Raw genomic sequence first — 22,845 nt, 5'->3', positions numbered from 1 at the left:
ATAAAACACGTTTTACTTTGAGGTGATTTTAAGTGCGAACACGGCTATAAAAAAAGATAGCCGTGTTGAGTAAGTTATTTAGCGTGTGGTTTAGCTTGCTGCCAATCCATACCGGTAGAAAAGCGATTATCAAACCCGCGCCACTGTGGTAGTGGTTTACCGTCAACAACAGCTTGGTCGCCGTTTTGTGGTAAATCTAAGTATTCACATTGAGTGGTTATGCCTTTTACATGACAGTCCATCATCGCAAGTACAAAATGCTTGTTGGTTTCGTTAATTGTGCGCATAGACCACGAAGGCTCGTAGTAATGACCAATATCTAGCTCACTGCTGCTTTGTGCAATAGCAGGGGCTGGGTGTGGTGCGATATTATGGCGTGCATTTTTGTAAGTAAGCATGTACTTATCTTTGCTGCCTGTTTGGTTATAAAGGTTTTTAATACCTTCATAGCCAGAAATGTCATCTAAGTTACCGGCGACATAAAGCGAAGGTACTTTAATATTTTGCATTGCTTTGGCGTCAAACAAATTATGCTGTCCGCCCCATGGTGCAAAGGCAACCATTGCTTTTATACGTGGGTCTACTTTTGGGTTTTGGTATTGTCCACCAGCGCAGCTGTTTAGTAATTGCTGTACTTGTTTAATTTGAGCTGGGTCTTTCATACCTGTAAACATAGCCGTAGTTTGCTCATTAAAAGCGTAACAACCACCTATCGTATTTACAGCGCCATAGCCACCCATTGAGTAACCAATTACGCCTGCGCTTTTATTATCTACCTGCTTGCTTGCAAAGTTGTTTTGCTCATTAAAGTAATTAATAACAAACTGCTGATCGCGTGAGCGATTTATAAGCGTGCTAAAAAAGCCAGAGAACGGCGCATTTTTAAAATCAACATCGGCATTGGTTGAGTCAGTATGATCAATCGCTACCACAATGTAACCGTGCGACGCTAAATGCTCGCCAAGGTAGTACATAATTGTACGGTAACCGGTATAACCGTGCGAAAGCACTATCACAGGGTAGTGCTCTTTATTATTAATGGCGATATCACGCATTGCATCGGCTTGCAGAGTAAACTCTTTACCTGAGCGAGTTTCATCTGTGTAGCTGGTAAGTGGTGCTTTTGCTGTCTTTGCAGCCGGATACCACACTTCTACTTTTAAAGGACGATCTTTTTGGCCTTGTGTAGCGGGGTCAAATTGCGCAGGGTTAACTAAATCAAGTGTTTGCACACCTACATTGTAGCTACCTTTAGCTGCAAGCTCTGGCAATACTTCGCTAGTGATTGGCGGATATAGCTGTTCTGGTTTATTAGATTCAGCAACAGCTGCACTGGCAGATAAACTGCACGTAGCAAGTAATATGGCTTTTGAAAGCGCCTTGAGTGTGTGTGTCATTGTGTGTCCTTGTTGTGTATTTTTATTTTTTAATTTGTCAGTTCAGCCGACTCGACGGCATTGCTATATTGCAGCTGCCATTGTGCTCGTAAGGTATCCATTATGTTCATAACCCGTAAGCTAGTACCCAGTGGTAATACACAGCTTTGGGTTTGTTTTTGTAATATACACTGCGTGACATGTGCAATTTCAAACTTAAAGTTTTCATCATCGCTAAAGTTGTATTCAAAGTATTTAGGGTCTTGGCCACTTATATGTAGCTCTAGCGTTTTTGCACCTACAAATTGAGGTATTCGAATATATCCAAGCTCACCATTAATACATGCTTCTGTTGGGCCATTTTGCTGCAGTGCGCTAGCAAGAGATGCAAATTGCCCGTTACCGTAATCAACTATAGCAGTGCTTCGCTCATCAACGCCGGTTGTGCTTTTATATACAAAGGATTTGATGTGTTCAGGGGCTTTATTAAATACCACATCAGCAATCGAAATAGGGTAAATACCTAAATCGAGCAGGGCGCCACCCGCTGTTGCAGGGTTCATTAATCGATGAGTGTCGGCAAAGCTGCCAGGTAAACTAAAGTTGGCATTAACACTGTGCACATGACCAATAACACCTTCACTTAGGAGTTGTTGTAACTTTACTATGGCTGGTAAAAACCGTATCCAAACACCTTCCATTAAAAAGCAGTTTTGTTGCTTGGCAAGCTCAGTGAGGTTTTGCAATTGCTTAGCATTAACGGTAATCGGTTTTTCGCTTAGCACTTGCTTATTGTGTTTTAAGCATTGGGCGATAGTTTTAAAGTGTTGATCGTGCGTATTGGCAATATAAATAGCATCTATATTTGGGCATTGCATAAGAGCTTGATAGCTTTCATAGCCTTGAATATTGTACGGTGTGGCAAATTCTTTAGCGCGCTGCATACTCGTTGATGCAGCGCCAATAAGCTGTGCATCACTGCAATGCGCAATGCTTGTAGCAAAGGTGTGAGCTATATTGCCACACCCAATAATTCCCCAATTAACCTTTGCCATGCTTATTCCTTAAGTTTATTTAAAAAGACGTAATTTGTAATCCTGAACCCGCTGAACATACGTAAATATCAGCATTTAGGCTAAAGCGTTCAAAGTAATGCTTTTCTACCGCTGCTTTAATTAGTGGTACTTCAGCATCACGACACAAACATACAATTGCGCCACCAAAACCACCCCCTGTCATACGAACTGCGCCACGCTCGCCCATCGCTTCTTTACAAATTTCTACTAAGCCATCGGTTGCAGGTACGGTTACTTCAAAGTCGTGTTTAAGCGATTGATGCGATGCAGCCATTAGCGTACGAAGTGCATCCATATCATTATTTTGTAGTGCAGTAGTTGCTGCAATTACACGGTCGTTTTCGCTAATTACGTGGTGTGCACGTTTATATTCGTTTTCGCTTAATGTCGCTTTTACTGCTTGCAGGCCAGCCATGGTGGCTTGGCGAAGTGTTTCTACACCCATTTTTACAGCAGCTTGTTCGCAGTCAATACGGCGCTGGTTGTATTCGCTATCAACCAACTTACGCGGGTAGTTTGAATTAACAATAACAATATTTAAATCATCAGGAACTTTAACTGATTTAGTTGCGAGGTTTTCACAGTCGATTAATAGTGCATGACCGTTCTCGCCTTTAGCTGAAATAAGCTGATCCATAATGCCGCATTGGCAATGCATAAAGTCGTTTTCGGCTTCTTGGCCAAATAGCGCAATTTGCTCTGGCGGTAAACCAAGCTGTGCAATATGGTTAAACATACCGCCTACAGCAACTTCTAGTGCGGCCGATGACGACAAGCCACTACCTTGCGGTAAGTTACTGTCAATAAGTAGGTCGGCGCCACGCAGTGTGTAGCCCGCTCTTTTAAGAACATAAGCCACAGCACGAATGTAGTTACCCCATTGCGACTGGCCTTCAGTGATTTCTTCATCAACGCTAAAGCTGTCTTTTTCGCCTGGGTAATTTAAAGAATGCACAGTAATAATATTGTCGTCGCGCTCTTTAAACATTACTTGGGTTCGAAACTCTAACGAACACGGTAAAACAAAACCGTCGTTGTAGTCGGTAAATTCGCCAATAAGGTTTACACGCCCCGGTGCTGCAGCAATACCTTGAGCAGGCGCGCCATACAGTGACAAAAATTGTTGTTGGAATTCGTTAAGCTTCATCTGTGTGTCCCGCTGTATCTTTATAGTGTGTTGTACTGGCTGCTTTTAAAATAGAAGCAGCGGTTTCTGCGCTTAAATCGCGTTGGCTTTCGCCTAGCATTTCGTAGCCTACCATGTGTTTTTTAACAGTAGCAGAGCGAAGTAGCGGCGGATAAAAATGGGCATGCAAACGCCAATGTTGCTCATCTGAGCCACGATTAGCGGGTGCATTGTGCCATCCCATTGAGTATGGGAAGCTGCAATTAAATACGTTGTCGTACTTAGTGGTTAATACTTTAAGTGCCTGAGCCAAAGAGTCGGTTTGGACATCGTTTAGCTGGCTAAAGTTTTGAATGTTATCTTTAGTTACTAGCATTGTTTCAAACGGCCATACTGCCCAAAATGGCACAACAACAAGCCAATGTTCGTTTTCAAATACAACACGAGTTTTATCTGCTTGCTCTTTTTGCGCGTAATCGGCAAGCATGGCTGTGCCATGCTTTTTATAATAGGCAAGCTGCTGGTTATCTTCGGCTTCTATTTCGGTTGATAAATGCGAGTGAGCCCATACTTGGCCGTGAGGATGAGGTTGCGAACAACCCATGATCTCGCCTTTATTTTCAAAAACTTGTACGCATTCGTACTGCTGTGCAAGCTCTGTGTAATTTTTTTTCCAGGTTTTTACTATTTCATACAGCGCGTTTTGGCTAAGCTCTGGTAGTGTTTTATTATGCTCTGGAGAAAAACAAATTACGCGGCATTCGCCACTGGCTTCGTCGGTAATAAATAAGTCGTTGTCTGACTCTGTGCTTTGTGGCTGCTTACTGGTATTAGGTGTTAATGCGCCAAAGTCATTTCTAAATACGTGTGTGTATTTGTAATCAGGGTTACTGTCGCCATTTGCACGGGTATTACTTGGGCAAAGTGGGCAGCTGTCATCGTGTTTTGGTAATACGTTTTCGTTAACGGCTTCTGTTGCGCCTAACCATGGGCGGTTATTACGATGTGGTGACACTAATACCCAACGACCCGTTAGCGGATTTTTACGTCTGTGAGTACTTTCTAATAAAGCCATATTAACTCTCCAACCCACTTGGGTAATTAGTTTGCCAGCGCCATGTGTCGTTTGTCATGTCGCTAAGTGTTAGTTCTGCGTGCCAGTTAAGTGTGTTTTGCGCTTTTGTGGCATCGGCGTAGTTACAGGCAATATCACCTGCACGGCGCGGTGCAATCTTATACGGAATATCTTTATTGGCTGATGCGCTAAATGCTTTGATCATATCAAGCACAGAATAACCTTGCCCTGTGCCTAAGTTGTAAGCATGAAAGGCGGTATCTGTTTTATGCTGCATAAATGCCGCAACATGACCTTTCGCTAAATCTAAAACATGAATATAGTCGCGCACGCCTGTGCCATCTTCGATGTCGTAGTCGTCACCAAAAATATTAACCACGTCACGTTTGCCTACTGCAGTTTGAGCAATAAATGGCATTAAGTTATTAGGAATACCATTAGGGCTTTCACCTAATAAACCACTTGGGTGTGCACCTACTGGGTTAAAGTAACGAAGCGCAATCCCCATAAATTGACTGTTGGCATTACATACGTCTTGCATGGCTTGTTCAACCATGACTTTAGTCCAACCATAAGGGTTAGTTGCGCGTATAGGATGCTTTTCGTCAATAGGGAGGTAGTCTGGCTCACCGTACACAGTAGCCGATGAGCTAAATATAATATGGTTAACGCCTTCATCTTGCATGTTTTGTAGCATGCTTAATGTGCCCGACACATTATTTTGATAATAACGAAGTGGCTGCTCAGTTGATTCGCCAACGGCTTTTAAAGCAGCAAAGTGAAAAACAGCCTCGGCTTTAGTGTGTTTTAGAGCGAGCTTAAATTGTTGCTCGTCTTGAATGTCACCCAATATAAACTCAAACCGAGTGCCAGTAATCTTTTCGAGTTGGTCAAGTACCCGCGAACTAGCATTAGACAAGTTATCATAAATAACAGGTGTAATACCTGCTTCATGCAATGCAATACATGTGTGGCTACCTATGTAACCCATGCCGCCAGTAACTAAAACTTTCATGTTTATTCTCGAAAAGTGTATTTATATGATAAATACTACTATTAAGGTGATTTAAAAACAATAGTTATGATTGCTGGATAATTCAAATAAAAGCATAAAAAACATTCAGATTAAACACTCGCCAGCCTTTAAATAGCATGCTTTTATTTTAACTAACATAGGCTTAGCTTTATCAATTGATTAGATAAACTGATTCGATTATTGACCTAATTTCAGCGGTAGGGGGGCTGCTAATATAGCGAGAACAAAGTTAGGAGAGAGCAACATAAATAAAACAGTTTTACTTACCGGTGCTACCGATAGCACTTGCTAGAAACGCAAAGATGTTATTAACCCAAGTACTGTATTTATGAAATCTGTGGGTGGCTTTGTAAAGTTTTAGAAAAAATCCTTATGGTTGATCTAAAGAGCTCACTTGTCAGTGAGCTCTTTTTTTAGCTGGATTACTGCTCTTGCTGCAAGCGCTCGTATAGCCAATCTTTTAATTCTGTACGTTCATGTTTTAGTTGATGCATTTGCTCATCGCTTATGGGCGCATCTTTGAGTTCTAACACTCTAATCTCTTTATCTAGCTTGTCGTACTTATCTGCTTTTTTTGCAAATTCAGTATCGCTTTCATTTAACTCGGCAATGGTCTTTAAGTACTCTGGAAAGTCATTAGTTAATGAGTGGTCTTCGCCTAACATATTCGCTCCTTAATAGGATATAAATGAGCTCACAAGTAAGTGAGTTGTATAAGTGAATTACTGCCTTTCATATAATACACTGGGGCTTACATAGATATAATTCAACCATTGAGCCGCTAATTTGATGTAGCGCAAACAATCTGTTTATTTTGCTCAGTAAGGTATTTCACCAAAGTATTTAATAGAGCGATCAATAAACGCATGTACTTTAGAGGTCAATAATTTATTGTTGGGGTATACAGCCTAAATAGGAGTATTAACTACTCGTAAAAAGCTTAGGGTTCGATATTATTGCTCAAGCTGCAAGGAATCTCTGGCTTGAGAGAATAAATTTAAATATCACCATGATTTAATACGTTAATAAATCTCTTAACCAGAGTTCGGGTTAAGTGAACCAGTACCCACTAAAGACTTTAAAGAACTTTTAGCAAAAACAGTTAATTTTTAACGCTTTTTGCTAATTTATGTTGGCTAGTTAATAGTGGTAGAATGCAACGCTTAGTACCGCTTGCGTGAAGTAAGTGGTCAATAATTTATAAGGTTTGTTGTGTAATGCTGTTAATGATCGATAACTACGATTCGTTTACTTACAACTTAGTGCAATATTTTCAGCGTTTAGATCAAGACGTTTTAGTAAAACGTAATGACGAGCTAAACATTGCACAAATAAAACAGTTAAACCCGCAGCACATCGTGTTATCGCCGGGACCATGCACGCCTAACGAAGCGGGTATTTCATTAAATGTTGTTGAGCAACTAAAAGGACAATATCCTATTCTAGGGATTTGCTTGGGGCATCAAACTATCGCGCAAGCTTTGGGGGGAGATGTAATTCGTGCTAAAAAAGTTATGCACGGTAAAACATCACCCATAGTTCACACTAATAAAGGGGTGTTTAAAGGCTTAGCTAACCCGTTAACAGTATGTCGTTATCATTCTTTAGTGGTTAAAGAGCAAACTCTACCTAAAGAACTTGAAGTAACCGCATGGACTCAGACTGAGCAAGGCGAGTTTGACGAAATTATGGGGTTACTTCATAAAGAACTAGCAATTGAAGGTGTGCAGTTTCACCCCGAAGCTATTCTAACTGATCAAGGCTTAGAACTGCTTGATAACTTTTTAACTCGCTTCTAATGTTATAATACACAGAGCATTTAATACTTTATTAATGGATGTCATGACTGAACTTGTAGCGCAACAGCGTACTGCCAAAATACTAAGCCAACGGGCTCATGACTTATTGCTTGGGCACAGCTTTGCGCATCAGCAAATTGGTTTCATTCATACATTAGATATAGATTACGGCGAACCCATGAAGCAACGCACTTTGCTTCAGGTTGAAGTGGCCGCACAGAATAAACGCCAGCAAAGCAGTACTGCACATCATAAGTACCGCGCTCAAGCGAGTGAGCAACTGCACAAAACTATTGAAACAGCTATATATAAGCAGCTTGAAGATATAGATGGTGTAATTCACAGCACTATAGGTATTGAAGATGGCATTGCCAATATACTCGACATATTAGCTGTAAAGTCAGCGTCGGTAGGGCGTTTAGAGCCACTAGTTAATGATATAAGCTGGTTGGGTAGAGAGTTAGTAACGCTTGTTAATTTACCTTACTATCGTAATCAGCGTAGTAAAAACACGTCTGTAAAAGTAGATAAACCATCGCTTGCCCTTCGTTATATTGGCCTTGATAACTTACAGCTAGTGATTCCTACATTTGCAGCGCGTCATTGGATGCCACATAGCACCGAACCATTTTCATTATTAAAACGCCGGCTACGCGACAGCGCGATGGCAAACGCGATTGCTGCGCAAAAAATTGCACAAATTAATAATGTGAATGACGTACATGCATTTACCCTTGGAATGCTTTTAGATGTAGGGCGAATTGCATTAGTGCGCTTGTACTTAAAAACGTTTGAGAAAGTATGGCAACGCAAAGTGCAGTTAGCCCGAAATGAAAACCAAAAAGATTTACACACCGCATTATTAGAGCTACAGCCCGACCCGCTATTTTTAACCACTCTACTTAGCAATAAGTCGATAGAAGTAAGCGCCAAAGTAATAGACAAAATGGCTTTTAAATATTTACCGTTTAAAGGTGTCATGCAGCAGCTAGTAAATGGGGTAGATAAAGGCGATACATTACTGCCATTAACAGAAGTAATGCTAAAGGCACGTTGCTACTCTCAATATCTTAATTTAAAAGAGCATCAACTTATTGAGCCTGATGAAACTCTAAGCTGGTTTTCGTACTTTAAGTTCACTAAAACGGAACTAAAAACCCTCCAATCGAGTAATTTTACCAATTTAGCTATTCAAATTGACTAAAAATCTGAATTTTTTGTTAATTTTTTTGCGACTAACCATTCATTCTCACTCTATTGTTATATTGCATATTTGCCGATTAAAGCGTCCGCGCCTCGGTGCTCATGCGGTTAGTTGCCTAAAAATAAGCATAAATAGTTATGCAAATAGTTATTCACTATCTATGAAATAATATCTTTAGCCCTTTATTTTCAAGGGATACATGAAAGTTTTTAACGAGACAGATATCAGTAATTCTGAAATAATGTGCGTCTGAAAATTGAACCACAAAGCAATTTTGCGCAATTATCAGGTTACTGATCTTGCCTATAAAGTTGGTTACAAATATTAACCAAACACCTATTTTGATGTTTTGTGTTGCTCACAATTAAGAGGAAATAAAATGACAGTCAATCGCGAATTATTTGATCACGTAATGGTTCCTAACTACGCACCTTCAAGCGTAATTCCTGTTCGAGGCGAAGGTTCTCGTGTATGGGATCAAGAAGGTCGAGAGTTTATCGACTTTGCTGGTGGTATTGCAGTTAACTGTCTTGGCCATTGCCACCCTGCATTAGTAGGCGCATTAAAAGAGCAAGGCGAAAAAATCTGGCATCTATCAAATGTAATGACCAATGAACCGGCACTTCGCCTAGCTAAAAAAATGGTTGATGCTACATTTGCTGAAAAAGTTTACTTTGCCAACTCAGGCGCAGAAGCAAACGAAGCAGCGCTTAAATTAGCGCGTCGTTTTGCACTTGATAAGTTTGGCGCAGAAAAATCACAAATCATCGCGTTCAACAAAGGTTTCCACGGTCGTACATTCTTTACCGTAACTGTTGGTGGTCAAGCTGCATATTCAGATGGTTTTGGTCCTAAGCCTGGCGACATTGTACATTGTGATTACAACGACCTAGCTGCTTTTGAAGCGCTTATCAGCGACAAAACATGTGCCGTAATGATGGAACCTCTTCAAGGTGAAGGCGGTATTGTTTCACCAACTGACGAGTTTGCTCAAGGCGTTCGCGATTTATGTACTAAACATAACGCACTGCTTATTTTTGATGAAGTTCAAACAGGTGTTGGCCGTACTGGCGATTTATACGCATACCAAGGCTTAAACATAGTACCTGATATTTTAACTTCAGCTAAAGCACTTGGCGGCGGTTTCCCTATTGGCGCTATGATCACAACAACTGAAATTGCACAGCATCTTAAAGTAGGTACTCATGGTTCTACTTATGGCGGCAACCCGCTTGCGTGTGCTGTTGCAGAAGCTGCATTTGATACAGTAAATACCCCAGAAGTACTTGCTGGCGTAAAAGCTAAAGCAGCATTATTTAATGAACTACTTACTGCGGTTAACGACAAATACAACGTATTTAGCGAAATCCGTGGCCAAGGTTTATTAATTGGTGCAGTAGTGAACGAGCAATATAAAGGTCGTGCAAAAGAGTTTTTAGTGGCAGGGACTGAGCAAGGCCTTATGTCATTAGTTGCTGGTGCAGACGTAATACGTTTCACTCCATCTTTAGTAATTCCTGATGCGGACATTCGCGAAGGTATGGCACGCTTTGAAAAAGCAGTAGCAAGCGTAGTAAACGCATAAGCGACTTAAGCCAACCAATTAAGGGCAAGCACCGCTTGCCCTGCAATTCCTATTTACCGTTATTTATAAGGGAGCAAGCGGACTCATGATGATCCTTCGCCCAATCCAGCAAAATGATTATTCAGCATTACTGAAAATTGCCCACGAATCAGGGCATGGTTTTACTTCTTTGCCATTAAACGAAGAACTATTGCAAAAAAAGATCGACCATTCAGTAAGCTCTTTTGCTAAACAAACGTCACAACCTGGTGACGAAGGCTACCTGTTTGTTCTTGAAGATAGCGAAACCGGTGACGTTGTAGGAACATCTGCAATTGAAGCTGCGGTAGGGCTTGATGATGCATTTTATCATTATCACTTAAGTAAAGTGATTCACTCTTCGCGCACATTAGACGTATACAAAGCGGTTGATATTCTAACGCTATGTAACGACTACACAGGTGCTACAGAGCTTTGCACATTGTTTTTAAAAGATGGCTATCGTAAAAATTGTAATGGTAAGCTACTTTCAAAAGCGCGTTTTATGTTTATAAAGCAGCATCAAGAGCGTTTTGCGCAAACAGTGATTGCAGAAATGCGCGGTGTGTCTGACGAAAACGGCAGTAGCCCTTTTTGGCAGTGGCTTGAAGAGCACTTTTTCTCAATGGATTTTCCAACAGCCGATTACCTAACAGGTATTGGCCAAAAGGTTTTCATTGCTGAATTAATGCCTAAATACCCAATTTACGTAAACTTGCTAAGTAAAGATGCGCAAACCGTAATAGGTAAAGTACACGACAACACTCGCCCAGCAATCGAGTTATTAAAAAGCGAAGGCTTTACGTTTAATGGCTACGTAGACATTTTTGACGGCGGCCCAACGGTTGAAGCAAAAGTAGATAACATTGCGACTATTCGTAATGCACGTAACTTTAACGTTGAAATTGGCGAAATGACTGGCGACACCATGGTGTTACTAGCTAACGAAAAGCTTAATGATTTTAGAGCAACCGTTGCACCAATGACATTTGACGAGCGCGCAAAAAGCCTTATTTTATCGCAAGAAATAGCAGATGCACTGCATTTGCAAACTGGCGATATTGTTAGTGCAACCACGATTTAATTTAGGAGAAAGTATATGACTCATCCTGCACAATTTATAAATGGTCAATGGTCACAAGGCCAAGGCACAGAATTTAATTCAGTAAACCCTGCAAATAACGACGTTATTTGGCAGGCTTCATCGGCAACTGCGGCGCAAGTAGACACCGCAGTAAATGCAGCGCGCGAAGCGTTTTATGCATGGGCTGATAAAAGCTTTACTGAGCGTTTAGAAATAATTAAAGCATTCGCAGCGCAATTAAAAGAAAACAGCGAAGAGCTCGCTATTACTATCGCACAAGAAACAGGTAAGCCACTGTGGGAAACTCGCACAGAAGCGGGTGCTATGGTTGGTAAAATTGCCATTTCTGAAAAAGCATTTTTAGAGCGCACTGGCGACGTAGAAAACGCAATGCCACTTGGCCGTGCGATGATTCGCCATAAGCCACATGGTGTTGTAGCTGTATTTGGTCCGTATAACTTTCCGGGTCACTTACCTAATGGGCATATTGTTCCAGCGCTTTTAGCGGGTAACACAGTTGTGTTTAAACCGTCTGAACTTACTCCTAAAGTTGCTGAGCTTACGCTTAAGCTGTGGGAAAAAGCAGGTTTACCAGCAGGTGTAATTAACCTTGTACAAGGTGAAGTAGAAACGGGTAAAGCCCTTGCTGCTCACAAAGGTATTGATGGCTTGTTCTTTACGGGTTCTTCGCGCACAGGTCATATTTTACATGAACAGTTTGCGGGTCAACCGGGTAAAATTTTAGCGTTAGAAATGGGTGGTAATAATCCACTTATTATTACCGACGTTGAAGACACTAAAGCCGTTGTACACGATATTATTCAATCTGCGTTTATCTCAAGTGGCCAGCGTTGTACGTGTGCACGTAAACTATTTTTACCAACGGGTAGCAAAGGCGATGTGATACTGGAGCGTTTAATCACAGCAACTAAAGCGATTAAAGTAGGTAACTATGACGATGCAGACCAGCCATTTATGGGTTCTATGATCTCATCAGCTGCAGCAGCAGGCATGGTTAAAGCGCAAAACGAGCTTGTTGAGCTTGGCGCTCAAGTATTAGTAGAACTTGAGCACACAGCCAATACCGGCTTTGTAACACCAGGTATTATTGAGTGTACAAATATTAGTGACTTCCCAGATGAAGAGCACTTTGGACCACTTTTAAAAGTATTCCGCTTTGACGACTTTGACCAAGCCATTGATAAAGCAAACGATACAACCTTTGGTTTATCGGCTGGTTTATTAAGTGATAGTGCAGCAGATTACGACCACTTCTTACGTCGTATTCGTGCAGGTATTGTTAACTGGAATCGCCCAATTACTGGCGCATCTAGCGCAGCACCGTTTGGTGGTATTGGTGCATCGGGCAACCACAGAGCAAGCGCGTATTATGCAGCTGATTACTGTGCATACCCAGTTGCTTCGGTAGAGCTTGAAAAAGTAGCGATGCCAGCAACACTTAGCCCAGGCTTAAAAATAGATTAAGTAGTAATACTACTTAATTATTATAAAAGCAGCTTCGGCTGCTTTTTTTGTATTGCTAACGCGCAAAGCTAGCAATCAACAGCGCTTTCTGCTTAAATCAAAAATAATTAATTATACAAAGGTGGTACAAAAATGGTTTTAGATAGGCAAGGGTACGATGATTTGATCATGTATCTAACTCAAAATTTAGCATTGTTTGAGAAGCCAGGCGAAATAAAACCAGGTGCCCCAACAGTAATGGAATTAATCGAAGACGTTATTGCACAAAATGTGATGCTTATTTGCGAGCAGCACACAAACCTCAACACAGAGCAGCGTAGTCAAATTGTACGTGAAGTTGATGGCATAGTTTACGATTTAGAAGAAGTCCTCAGCAGCATCACCTCACAGCCTGTCACGGTTGAACAGCATGCCTTTATAGATGAATTTGCAGGTTTAGTAAAAAACCTCTTTGATAGCGCTTTAACACAACAATCTTAGCCATTTTATAGCCCTGCGTTGCATTTTCATTTGCAACTACGGCTAACTTGCTTACAATCAAGAAAATATTTTTTTGAGATATAACAATGCAAGCAAATGTAAAATGGGTTGAAGGCGATACGTTTATTGGTCGTTCTAATTCTAACCACAATGTTGTGTTTGATGGCGGCAGCGATAGTGCAGCACCAAGCCCAATGGAAATGGTTTTAATGTCAGTTGGCTGTTGTTCATCAGTTGATGTGGTTAGTATTTTAAAAAAAGCCAAACAAGATTTTTCAGATGTACAAGTACAACTAAGTGCAGAGCGCGCCGAAACAGCCCCACGTGTGTTTACCAAAATCAACTTACACTTTGTTGTTAAAGGCAATAATGTGTCTGAAAAGCACCTTGCACGCGCGGTTTCACTCTCTGCTGAAAAGTATTGCTCAGTTGCATTAATGCTTGATAAAACAGTAGAAATTACGCATAGCCACGAAGTTGTGCAAGATCAAGCAAAATAACGCTTTTTCCACGAGGGAAATTCGTATAAAATCCGCGAACTTTTCATTCTGCAGGTGCAGAACCCACTAATTTATAGGTTGGTTTATTATGAACAAACCCTTCGATAAACTTAAACTTCATGGCTTTAACAATTTAACCAAAAGTTTAAGCTTTAGTATTTATGATATTTGTTACGCAAAGACCGAGCAACAACGTAAAGAATATATTGAATATATCGATGAGCAGTACAGTGCAGATAGACTAACCGACATTTTAGGTGAAGTTGTTGATATTATTGGTGCTAACATTTTAAATGTAGCGCGCCAAGATTATGAACCGCAAGGCGCAAGTGTAACTATTTTGGTTTCAGAAGAACCAGTAGAAGAGCAGCAAAATTACGATGCTGACGAAGCACCAGGCCCATTACCTGATTCAGTTGTTGCGCACCTAGATAAAAGCCACATTTGTGTACACACATACCCAGAAGCTCACCCTGATGATGGTATTTGTACATTCCGTGCTGATATTGAAGTGTCTACTTGTGGCATTATTTCGCCACTTAAAGCGTTAAACTTCTTAATTCATAGCCTTGAATCAGACGTAGTAACAATTGACTACCGCGTTCGTGGTTTTACCCGCGACATAAACGGTGTTAAGCACTACATTGATCATGCTATTAGCTCGATTCAAAACTTCATGACAGAAGATACAAAAGAAGCGTACCAAATGATGGACGTGAACGTGTACCAAGAAAACCTGTTCCATACCAAAATGATGTTAAAAGAAACCGATCTAAACACGTATTTGTTCGGCCTTTCTACGGCAGATTTATCAGAGGGCGAAGAAGACGAAATTCGCTCAAAACTGACCCGTGAAATGCAAGAAATATTCTATGGCCGTAACCTGCCAGATACAGAATAATAGCAACGAATTAAATTAAAAATGGCGCTCAGTGAGCGCCATTTTTTTATACTTTATTTTACAAGCAATAGCTGTGTTTGCCGGCCATTTAAATACCAGACACCGCTTTTATCAAAAATAGCATCTTCCTCTAGCATTATTCTTATTTCTTTATTCCACTGTTTTATAAACACAGCATTGTTAAGCTCAATTGAGTAAGCTGTATTTAAATGTAGCGGATAGTCACCATCTCCCGGTACACCTTGCTGAGAATCCCACATACCTAATGTAGTGCCAGCAGCGTGGCCATGATAGCCAAGAGGATGAGTATAAATAGTGGGTTTTAATCCCTGATCAATAGCGGCTTTTCGTGCTGCAGCTAAAACCTCATTACCGGTTTTACCTACCGCAAATTGATTGGTAAATATGTCTTGTAGTTTATTACCGCTTTTTAGTGCTTCAACTAAGTAACTAGGCGCACTTGTTTCGTTTTCTTTGAGCACATACGCATGCTGCTGCGTGTCGGTATTTAAGCGTAAATAAGTAATCCCAAAATCTACATGAAGCAAGTCACCGGCTTGTATAACGTTATCATCGTAGCCATTGGTAAAGCTTTCTTCATGATCGAACGACTTCGCATCGGCGCGCTGAATAGCAATACTTGGATGAAACCATGTTTGTAGTTTTAGCTCTTTTACGCGCTCTCTAAACCACCATACCAAGTCATCGCTAGTTGTTTCACCAACCGTAATTGTTTTACCCGAAAACCCCTCTGCAATAATAGAGTGGGCAATAGCAACAATGTGCTTATACATCTCTACTTCTTTGGGGATACGTTGCTCTAACCAGCTTACAGCAAGTGGCTCGGCAGAAATTATTTTATTGTGATAAGCGGCGGGCAAGTTAGCCATTAAGGTTTTGTAATCGCCTAGCACAAGGCCATCGGCATGTGCCCAGTCGGTAGAAGTATTAAGCGCAATGTTGCGAGGTTTGTATTGCTCAATAAGTGTATTGAGTGCTTCCCACTGGCTTGGTTGTGTTTGTTTATCCCACCCTTTTTTAAATACGTTACCTATTTTATAAGGCGCAATAGCGTAAGCATCAACACCACCTTGTTTATTAAGTGCAAATAGCAAAATAGTGGTGCGTCTGGCTGAAAGCCATGTTGCTGGCAGCATTGTTTTTAATATTGGATCTTCGTTATATTCTCGACTTATAAGTAGCCACATATCAGTGTTGTGCTGCTTCATTAACGAGGGCATTAAGGTATTAACTCTAAGCTCAGTTATTTTATCTATAAACGTAGCGCGCTCTTTCATCGATAAAATAGCGGGAGCGTCATCAGCTTTAACAAAGAGGCTTAAAACAAGCGTAGTTAGCAAGCTTACGTAAAGTAGGAGTTGTTTAGTAAAGTGCATAATTGTTTTATTTTTAGGCTAGTTAATTTATAACATGCCTGAAGAGCGACTATAAAAAAACAATTTGAGATAAACAGCACACAAAAAAGCCCAGCTAAAAAGTAGCCGGGCTTTTGTATAAACAGTTTTATTACTTAAGCATACTGTATAAAAGTGCAAATACAGCAAGTGAGCCAACCGCTAATATAAATAGCGTGCTAAAGCGATTTCGGTATTTATTAAGTGCAGGTACTTTATAAACTGCAATCATTGGCATAATGAATAAAATCATCGCGATAATAGGGCCCGATAACTGATCCATCATGTCTAAAATACTTGGGTTTTTAACAGCACAAAACCAAATAGCTAAAAACATGATTAACACACCAATTTTATCGGTAACGCCAGCGCTTAAGCCTGTTTGTTTAGTTACTAATCCTGTAAAGCTTTCGCGTGCACCTAAAAAATGACCCAAAAACGACGATGTAATAGCAATAAAGGCAACAAGTGGCCCAAGTGTGGCAATAAACGAGTTATCAGTAATATTAGCAAGGTAGGATAAAACCGATACGTTAGCCGCTTTAGCCGCTGCCATTTGCTCGCCTGTAAGCGACAGCACGCAAGAGAACACAAATAACAGTACAAAGGTAATAAGTAGCAAGCTAGTGCGCTTTAAAATCGCCTCAGACTTACGTGTAGCTTGTTCGCCGTAATGACCGCGTTGCACATTTACAAAGCTTGAGATAGCCGCTGCGTGGCTAAACGAAAACACAATAATAGGAATCGATAACCACAACGTTTTACCAAAGCTGCCTATTTCAGGCACCGTCATATCTGGCATCTGCCAGCTAGGGATTAAATAAAGTGATAAAAAGAACAATATGCCCACAAGCGGATACACTAAAATAGCAAAGGCACGTAGCATTAAGCGCTCGCCGCCCATCATTAAGCTAATCATACCCGCAACTAATACGCCCGAAAGTAGCACGCGAGAAGGTGATTCCATCCCCATTTGATTAACCATAAAACTATCAACGGTATTGGTTAAACCTACACCGTAAATAAGCAAAATTGGGAATATAGATAAAAAGTACAACAAGGAAATTAACCGCCCCGCAGTCACACCAAAATGCTCTTCAACTACGTCGGTAAAATCGGCATCTTTATTTTTTGATGAAAGTACAAAGCGCGCTAATCCACGGTGCGCAAAAAAGGTCATTGGGAACGCTAAACACGCCATAATAATTAACGGCCAAAAACCGCCAATACCAATGTTAATAGGTAAAAATAAAATACCCGCACCAACGGCGGTACCAAATAAACTTAATGTCCACTGCGTATCGTGCAGGTTCCATTTAGTTTTTGTATTTGAATTTTTGCTTGAATTTGTGTGTGTGTTTGGTGATGCATTTGAAAGCGTTGCATCTTGAGATGTTGTCATGTGTGTGCTCATCCATTATTTAAATAATAACTGCGCCGAAGGGTATAGTTTTTAGAGACATTTTTCATGTTTTGAAGAGATTTTTAGACTAATTAATTAGGCTCAATTGGAGGGTAAGTGTCATGAATACGAAACAGTGGTGTAAAAGTGAGCAAAAGCCTTAAATGGCAAGCCACATTATAGAGTTACTGTACGGGTAGGTTGGTTAGTTGGAGCGAAACCCAACACGCTATAGCGTCACGCGAGCAGCAAAGCCGAGGAAGGCGGTTTTCATAACGTAAAAATAGGGGAAGGTCATTTTATTGGTTTTCATTTAAAAATCAAAATCTGCTGCCAAAAGCTATTAAGTAGAAGCCATTGATCTCAACTTCATAAGAGATTTTTATTAAACTCCGTTATACTTCCTGCAATTGAATATGCCAAACGAAGTAAATAGGCCGCTAACTGCAATGAGCAAAGACATTCTTTTCCATACTACTTTTGCGCACGAAACCAGTAAAACATGGGTTGTATTTGTCCATGGAGCAGGTGGTAGTTCGGCAATTTGGTTTCGTCAGCTTAAAGCTTATAAAAAAGAATATAATGTGTTGTTGCTAGATCTTCGTGGTCACGGTAAATCGAATAACTTAGTACAAAACTTTGTTGATAATAATTATTCATTTAATAATGTCTCTAAAGACATTATCGATGTGTTAGATCATAACAATATCACCAGCGCACACTTTGTTGGCATTTCATTGGGCACAATTATTATTCGAAATATTGCTGAAATTGCGCCGCAATATGTTTCTAGCATGGTGCTAGGTGGAGCGGTTACTCGTTTTAATACTCGCAGTAATACATTGGTTTATTTAGGTAATACTTTTAAACACTTCCTGCCTTATATGTGGCTGTATCGCTTATTTGCTTTTATTATGATGCCGAAAAAGCGTCATAAAGAATCTCGACTTTTGTTTGTTCGTGAAGCAAAACGCTTGTGCCAAAAAGAGTTTATAAAATGGTTTAAATTAGCCATGGACGTAAATCCTTTAATGCAATACTTCAAAGAAAAAGACATTGATATTCCCATTCTGTATATTATGGGTAAGGAAGATCATATGTTCCTTGGCCCTGTTAAAGAAATGGTAAAGCGCCATAAAAACAGCGTACTGCAAACTATTCACCATTGCGGCCATGTCTGCAATGTGGAACGTCCTGACTTATTCAATCAGCACTCGCTTGCTTTTATCGCCCAGCAAAATCGTTAAGGGTTGTAGAAGGAATAGGGTCGGTACATTCTTTTTTGATTTTCGCCCTAAACTCAAAACAAGACCTAAAGGAATAAAACTCCATTTTTATATCAAAGCGTAGGTTGGGTAGAGCGAAGCGAAACCCAACAAGCCATAGCGTCATTCGAGCGGTAAAGCCAAGAGGCGACTTTATTTCTTAAACTTGCTTATTCAATAATGTTCAATTGATATACACTGGCAAAGTAACGTATTGATAAGGATATTAAGTTGTCGCAAGTTAAAACTCTCCCCATTACAGCCACGCGCTGGCTCTCTCTTTTATTGTGCGCAATTACCGCCGCAACAATTACTGTATTTTTAAGCAAAGTCGGTCTTGTACAAAAGGCATATTCAAGTTGGAGCTCTATTTTAAATGCGAACCCAATTCTATATTACAGCAGCGCATTTTTAGCGGGTATTGGCATAAAGCTCCTGCTTGATAAGTTTTATATATCGCACCCCAAACGCAGTATTGGATTCAGCTGGCGATATCCGCCAGTGACTATGGCTGTATTGGCGTCATTGTTTATAACTGCTTTTTACATGCTAAGCACAGCACCAAAATTTGATGAAGCTGCATTATACGCGCAAAGTTTTATGAGCTTAAAATACCTAGCACTTACGTTTATTGGCATGCTCATAACTGTCATTTATCAGACAAAGCTCTATACCCAAAAGCCAATTTTTATGGCTGTATTAGTTGTTCTTAGTGCAGCCTTTATCATTTGTGCAGTCAACCTAGCTGATATGCCCCCTGCTTTTGATGCTTTCATTTATCTAGCTGGTAGCTATTTAATTTTAGCGATTTACTTATTGTGCGATGAACACATGCAGAGCAAACAACAAAATTTTACTTCTGAAATTGAGCCGATTGAAACTAAAGAAAGCCCAGAACTAAAAACGTTAGAAAATTTCAGAAAGTGGTTCAAAGATGATTCAACTATCAAAAGCACAGAAAGATTAGAGCCCGACTTACAGGTGTATGCAAAGCGTATCACCAAGCGGCTGCAAAATGGTGGTAATAAAGATGAAAAGGATTTAGCACAACACATAGCTCTTTGTGGGCCTTATGGTTGCGGAAAAAGCAGTATCGTCGAAAGTATTGCTAATGATTTGGCAAAACCCGCTGAAAAAGAGAGTACTTGGATACAAAGCGATATATCAACGTGGGGCGCAGCCAGCGGCAGTGTTGCGCATGTGATACTCAGCAATATTATTGATGATATAAGCCAGCATATTGATATGTGTGCCTTTCGTACGCTACCTAAACATTATACCGAGGCACTTAAATCTGGTGGTAGCGTATTTCAGTTTGCATCTACCTTGCTTGCTGGCCCTGTTGATATTGAGGGAAGTTTTCAAAAGCTAAATGATGTTCTTTATGCAACCAACCACAAATTACTGATCACTTTGCAGGACGTAGATCGTGGTACAGGCGATGAAAACGAAAAACGTTTAAATGATATAGCCGCGCTGCTGGATAGATTGAAAAATCGAGATTTGAGTCATATCAATTTTATCGTTGCAATGGGAAATGAAAATGAGGTTGCTGCTGAAGTGATTTCAAAAGCGACTGATTATAGAGAGGATATACTCCGAGCCGATTTGTCAGCGGTAATAAATTCCTTTATTCGTGTAAGTCTTAAAGAGGCATTGCACCATAATAAAGTTATTATTTTATCTAATAACATGCCTAAAGTGGTACTGAACCCTAATAGAATAGAAGATAGCTATTCGGTACATGTATTTTGCAAGCGTTCGGAATTTATAGAAGCTTTGATAAAGAGAAATAACTTATTTATTAAGGAAGTTAATGCTCTAAAAGCAGTAATTGTTTCAATTAGGCAGCTTAAAAAAATATTAAGACGAGTTGATCAAGCGTGGACCCCTGGTAATTTGATGGGTGAAGTGAACTTTTTATCCTTTTTAATGGCTTGTTCTTTAAGGGAAGTAAAGCCTACTTATTTTAGTGCATTTGAGAATAGCTATGATTATCTTGTGAAAGTAGGTTCAGGCAATGTTACACCTATAATTAAAGATGTAATGAAGATCGAGGAGCCAATTTACTTTAAGTTTTTTGCAACAATGTTAGGGCTAATTACTAGAGATTATAAAGAATCAACTAATGATAAAGAGGCATCGAGTCAAGATGCCAGTAATTTTGAAGATGGAGATGAGTTAAATAAATTCCATTTAAGCTTTAATAAGGCTTTGATACCCACCCAGAGCTTAGGTGTTAGTGATCCTAATGCTAACTACCTGCAAAAAATTATAAAAGAGTCTCCTTCAAAAAAAGAGGTGAATGAACAAACTATATTTTCAAGAATTCGTGATGGGAACGAACTCGAAGCATTAGCTAAAGAGTTGTGTTGTGATGAACGCTATCAATTAGTTTTACTGCGCTTTAAAGATATTTTATTTGAAAGGTCATCGTCATTTACAGATAGAAGCCTTAACAAAGTACTTTTTGGCTATGTTTCGACTGAAGTTAAAAAAAATAAATATCAAAATGCTGAGAACTTTAAAGAGCTTTTTACAAGGCTAGTGATAAAAATATTGAATATAGATAACTTTCAGAGCGTGATTAAAGATGTCGCTACGATTAACGATATTTATTTACTTTCAGCTATATTTATAGAAATAAAAAGAGAAACAGAGAGTAATAATTCTTCTGAGTTTATAGAAGTTTTAGAGAAACAAGATTTTTCATCTATCGCTTTGGACTTACTAGAATAAGAAGTCACTTATGAAATGCTATGTATTATATCCCAATTAGAAAATGGAGCTGCAGGCGAGCCAGGTAAGAGATATTTTCGAGGCCCAAAATATGAGTTTATTTTAGATCTTTTAAAAGATAAGAAAGACGAAAAATCGCTAAAGATATTAATAGAAGTATTGTCTACAGATTTGAATGTAGATATGTCCAACATATTTACAGCGGTAAGCTCATTAGATAAAGAGACGAAGTTAATATTTATTGATAGGTTGAAGGGATTGATAAATACAGGTTTTGATGAGGATAAAAGAGATAAAGCGATAAACATTTTAAGTAGCAAACTTTAGATTAGTTTATAAACAGATGGGCTATTATCTTTGCTTATGGTAATGCTAAATGTCTATGTTTACGTATTAAAATGATGAGAAAGTATATAAGTTGGGTTTCGTTCCACTCAACCCAACCTACGGTGTTTAGGTTTACATCGAACTGCTAGTAGCTGACAGCTCGTAACTCTTAGCCCTTACTCTTCTATCGCACTCACAATAAAATACGGATTTAAGTATTCATCTTTGGTGTTATAAATAAGCGGGCTGCCATCAAGCTTAGTGACTTTAGCGCCAGCTATTTCGGCGATTGCATGGCCTGCGCCTGTATCCCATTCGCAAGTTGGACCTAAGCGCGGGTAAATATCGGCGCTGCCTTCGGCCACTAAACACAGCTTTAGTGAGCTGCCTTTAGACACCATTTCAACCTCGTCAAAGCGTTTCACAAACTCGGCTAAATCGGGTGATGGGTGCGAGCGGCTACCTACAACACGAATTAACCCTTTATTAGGTTTGGTGGTTACTTTAAGCTCAATTCGCTCATCGCCTTTATCTTTAAATGCGCCAATGGCCTCTGCGGCAAGGTACGATACGCCGAGTGCGGGTGCATCTACTACGGCTAAAATAGGAATACCGTTTTTAATTAGGGCGATGTTTACGGTAAATTCACCGTTCTTTTTAATAAATTCTTTAGTGCCGTCGATTGGGTCAACTAGCCAGTAGCTTTTCCACGTTTGGCGTACATCCCAGCTTATGTCGGCGTTTTCTTCACTGAGTATTGGAATGTCGGGTGTGAGCTGTTGAAGCCCTGCCACAATCAGTTTATGAGCTGCTAAATCGGCGTCGGTTACGGGGCTTTCATCGGCTTTGTACTCAATGTTAAAGTCCTTTTCGTAAATTCCCATTATCGCTTTGCCTGCTTTGCGGGCAAGGATGAGGGTTTCTTCTAGCAGTTCGGTTTGATTCATGGGGT

The 22,845-nt window shown here is 40.0% G+C and carries 20 protein-coding genes; 11 read left to right on the top strand and 9 right to left on the bottom strand.

The window, feature by feature from the left end:
- Positions 1-74: 74 nt before the first annotated feature.
- The 6 genes from CXF89_RS03425 to CXF89_RS03400 all read right to left on the bottom strand — a co-directional run bounded on the left by CXF89_RS03425 (position 75) and on the right by CXF89_RS03400 (position 6,354).
- Positions 75-1,397: an alpha/beta hydrolase family protein gene (locus CXF89_RS03425; protein ID WP_121953802.1), complete on the bottom strand. Its 1,323-nt coding sequence runs from the start codon at positions 1,395-1,397 to the stop codon at positions 75-77.
- A gap of 29 nt (positions 1,398-1,426) precedes the next feature.
- Positions 1,427-2,431 (bottom strand): Gfo/Idh/MocA family protein, encoded by a 1,005-nt coding sequence (locus CXF89_RS03420; protein ID WP_121953801.1) that lies wholly within the window; start codon positions 2,429-2,431, stop codon positions 1,427-1,429.
- Between the two features lie 19 nt (positions 2,432-2,450).
- Positions 2,451-3,599, bottom strand: a complete 1,149-nt coding sequence (gene galK, locus CXF89_RS03415; RefSeq protein ID WP_121953800.1) for a galactokinase — start codon at positions 3,597-3,599, stop codon at positions 2,451-2,453.
- Positions 3,589-4,653, bottom strand: a complete 1,065-nt coding sequence (locus CXF89_RS03410; RefSeq protein ID WP_121953799.1) for a UDP-glucose--hexose-1-phosphate uridylyltransferase — start codon at positions 4,651-4,653, stop codon at positions 3,589-3,591. The genes galK and CXF89_RS03410 overlap by 11 nt, the downstream gene beginning before the upstream one ends.
- Before the next feature lies 1 nt (position 4,654).
- Positions 4,655-5,668, bottom strand: a complete 1,014-nt coding sequence (gene galE, locus CXF89_RS03405) for a UDP-glucose 4-epimerase GalE (RefSeq protein ID WP_121953798.1) — start codon at positions 5,666-5,668, stop codon at positions 4,655-4,657.
- A 443-nt stretch (positions 5,669-6,111) separates the two neighbouring features.
- Positions 6,112-6,354 (bottom strand): HP1242/YdcH family protein, encoded by a 243-nt coding sequence (locus CXF89_RS03400; protein WP_007580070.1) that lies wholly within the window; start codon positions 6,352-6,354, stop codon positions 6,112-6,114.
- 552 nt (positions 6,355-6,906) lie between these two features.
- On the opposite strand from CXF89_RS03400, the gene CXF89_RS03395 reads away from it, so the two are divergent.
- From CXF89_RS03395 to speD, 8 genes are all read left to right on the top strand, one after another.
- Complete coding sequence (locus CXF89_RS03395) at positions 6,907-7,488, top strand: anthranilate synthase component II (protein ID WP_121953797.1); 582 nt, start codon at positions 6,907-6,909, stop codon at positions 7,486-7,488.
- Positions 7,489-7,531: 43 nt separating this feature from the next.
- Positions 7,532-8,692, top strand: coding sequence for an HDOD domain-containing protein (locus CXF89_RS03390; RefSeq protein ID WP_024593401.1), 1,161 nt, complete (start codon positions 7,532-7,534; stop codon positions 8,690-8,692).
- Between the two features lie 379 nt (positions 8,693-9,071).
- Positions 9,072-10,277: an aspartate aminotransferase family protein gene (locus CXF89_RS03385; RefSeq protein ID WP_121953796.1), complete on the top strand. Its 1,206-nt coding sequence runs from the start codon at positions 9,072-9,074 to the stop codon at positions 10,275-10,277.
- 85 nt (positions 10,278-10,362) lie between these two features.
- Positions 10,363-11,379, top strand: coding sequence for an arginine N-succinyltransferase (gene astA, locus CXF89_RS03380; RefSeq protein WP_121953795.1), 1,017 nt, complete (start codon positions 10,363-10,365; stop codon positions 11,377-11,379).
- Between the two features lie 15 nt (positions 11,380-11,394).
- Positions 11,395-12,864 (top strand): succinylglutamate-semialdehyde dehydrogenase, encoded by a 1,470-nt coding sequence (gene astD / locus CXF89_RS03375; RefSeq protein ID WP_024600072.1) that lies wholly within the window; start codon positions 11,395-11,397, stop codon positions 12,862-12,864.
- 132 nt (positions 12,865-12,996) lie between these two features.
- Complete coding sequence (locus CXF89_RS03370; protein WP_007580087.1) at positions 12,997-13,344, top strand: DUF3802 family protein; 348 nt, start codon at positions 12,997-12,999, stop codon at positions 13,342-13,344.
- An 86-nt stretch (positions 13,345-13,430) separates the two neighbouring features.
- Positions 13,431-13,844: an OsmC family protein gene (locus tag CXF89_RS03365; RefSeq protein ID WP_002958863.1), complete on the top strand. Its 414-nt coding sequence runs from the start codon at positions 13,431-13,433 to the stop codon at positions 13,842-13,844.
- An 88-nt stretch (positions 13,845-13,932) separates the two neighbouring features.
- Complete coding sequence (gene speD / locus CXF89_RS03360; protein WP_007376266.1) at positions 13,933-14,745, top strand: adenosylmethionine decarboxylase; 813 nt, start codon at positions 13,933-13,935, stop codon at positions 14,743-14,745.
- Positions 14,746-14,798: 53 nt separating this feature from the next.
- On the opposite strand, the gene CXF89_RS03355 is transcribed toward speD, so the two are convergent.
- Both CXF89_RS03355 and CXF89_RS03350 read right to left on the bottom strand, forming a co-directional pair.
- Positions 14,799-16,142, bottom strand: coding sequence for a M24 family metallopeptidase (locus CXF89_RS03355; protein WP_121953794.1), 1,344 nt, complete (start codon positions 16,140-16,142; stop codon positions 14,799-14,801).
- 130 nt (positions 16,143-16,272) lie between these two features.
- Positions 16,273-17,562, bottom strand: coding sequence for an SLC5/6 family protein (locus CXF89_RS03350; protein ID WP_007580094.1), 1,290 nt, complete (start codon positions 17,560-17,562; stop codon positions 16,273-16,275).
- Positions 17,563-18,011: 449 nt separating this feature from the next.
- On the opposite strand from CXF89_RS03350, the gene CXF89_RS03345 reads away from it, so the two are divergent.
- The 3 genes from CXF89_RS03345 to CXF89_RS03335 all read left to right on the top strand — a co-directional run bounded on the left by CXF89_RS03345 (position 18,012) and on the right by CXF89_RS03335 (position 21,893).
- Entirely contained in the window at positions 18,012-18,809 is a 798-nt protein-coding gene (locus CXF89_RS03345) for an alpha/beta fold hydrolase (protein ID WP_024589582.1), read from the top strand.
- Positions 18,810-19,058: 249 nt separating this feature from the next.
- A complete protein-coding gene (locus tag CXF89_RS03340) occupies positions 19,059-21,566 on the top strand; it encodes a P-loop NTPase fold protein (protein ID WP_121953793.1) in 2,508 nt (835 codons plus the stop codon).
- Positions 21,567-21,581: 15 nt separating this feature from the next.
- Positions 21,582-21,893, top strand: coding sequence for a hypothetical protein (locus CXF89_RS03335; RefSeq protein ID WP_121953792.1), 312 nt, complete (start codon positions 21,582-21,584; stop codon positions 21,891-21,893).
- 176 nt (positions 21,894-22,069) lie between these two features.
- Here the strand turns inward: CXF89_RS03335 and cysQ are convergent, their stop codons facing one another.
- On the bottom strand, positions 22,070-22,840 hold the full coding sequence (gene cysQ, locus CXF89_RS03330) for a 3'(2'),5'-bisphosphate nucleotidase CysQ (RefSeq protein ID WP_121953791.1): 771 nt from the start codon (positions 22,838-22,840) through the stop codon (positions 22,070-22,072).
- Between the last annotated feature and the right edge of the window lie 5 nt (positions 22,841-22,845).

Source organism: Pseudoalteromonas sp. MelDa3 (assembly GCF_002863625.1).
Classification (GTDB): domain Bacteria; phylum Pseudomonadota; class Gammaproteobacteria; order Enterobacterales; family Alteromonadaceae; genus Pseudoalteromonas; species Pseudoalteromonas arctica.
The sequence above is the reverse complement of the archived record's forward strand: the minus strand, read 5'-3'. Positions and strand labels throughout refer to the sequence as shown.